The sequence below is a fragment of the Zongyangia acetica genome (assembly GCF_038739695.1).
Taxonomy (GTDB): Bacteria; Bacillota; Clostridia; order Oscillospirales; family Ruminococcaceae; genus Zongyangia; species Zongyangia gallinarum.
This window is the reverse complement of sequence record NZ_JBBEWN010000045.1, coordinates 1-1,069: the sequence shown is the minus strand read 5'-3', so window position 1 is coordinate 1,069 and position 1,069 is coordinate 1. Positions and strand designations below refer to the sequence as shown.

The window sequence follows — 1,069 nt, the reverse complement described above, 5'->3', positions numbered from 1 at the left end:
AGCAGCGGATAGCGGCAAAGGCGGGAAATGTACTCGTTGCGGTTCTCAAAGCTGGCGGCAAGGTCGTTGAGGATAAGGGCAAAGTTCGTCATGTGGACGGGGATTTCTTTCTCCATGAGGGCGTTTGCGATACAGCCCGCAAGATAGCTTTTCCCGGTTCCCACGCCGCCCCAGAACAGGCAGCCGATATTGTCGGCTCGCATATCCGCCCAATGCTCCACATACCGGCGGGCAATCCCGGCCTGCGGGTTCCTGCCGTTGTCGTTCTCAAAAGTCCAGTCCCGCATGGTGGGGTCGGTAAAGCCCCGGCGTTTCAGTTCTTCCACGGTGTCAAGGTGCCTGCGCCGCTTCTCGGCGGCCTCCCGTTCCTCGCGGGCGGTTCTCTGGCAGTCGCACTCTGCCGGGTGACGGTCACGGCCAAAGATAGCGGCCTTATCCGGCGCAAAATAGGCTTCTTTCGGCTTGCGGCACTTGCCGCAGTACAGTAAACCGTCCTCGCCGGTGTAGTCCTCCGGCTCCGGGGCGGTGGTCGTCATATTCTCCAAAACAGCGTTGATTTCGTTCTTCATAAACTCTCGCCCTCCTTGCATGAGTAGTCTGGTATGCCCTTTTTCGGGGCTTTCTTTTTGTCGTTCCCCGCCCATATCCGCAGGGCGGCGGCATAGTTCTGGTAGCTTTTCCCGTTGGCGGCAAGGTAGCGGCTCATTTCCTCGATGAACCGTTCCAGCCTGTCGGGGTACTCTGCCTGCAACTCGTCGTATTCGGTCTGCGACAGAAAAATATTCTGGTATCGGCCATAGGGCGCGGGCGGCTCCCCACTCACTCCCTTTGTTTGGCTCTCTGTAAGGTTGTTTATAGTAGTTTGGTTAGGGGACGGTTTTCCGACCATCATAAGGTCGGTTTTCTGACCATCAGTAGGACGGTTTTCCGGCTCTATGAGGGTCGGATTTCCGGCCATCAGTTGGTCGGAAAACTGTACCTGTGGCACTCGCGGCACTTTGACATAAAGCCGGTTCGGTGCGGAGAAGCCGCCCCGTTCCCGTTCCAGCAGCCCCGCCATGTCCAGTTC

1 protein-coding gene and 1 pseudogene are annotated in these 1,069 nt (G+C 57.8%); both read right to left on the bottom strand.

The features are described from left to right. Positions 1-569: P-loop NTPase family protein (locus WGC32_RS15010; protein WP_342683083.1), on the bottom strand; the 569-nt coding region annotated here is incomplete at its 3' end. After that, positions 566-1,069, bottom strand: a pseudogene (locus WGC32_RS15005) (replication initiator protein A); the annotation flags it as partial. The gene WGC32_RS15010 and the pseudogene WGC32_RS15005, both read right to left, overlap by 4 nt.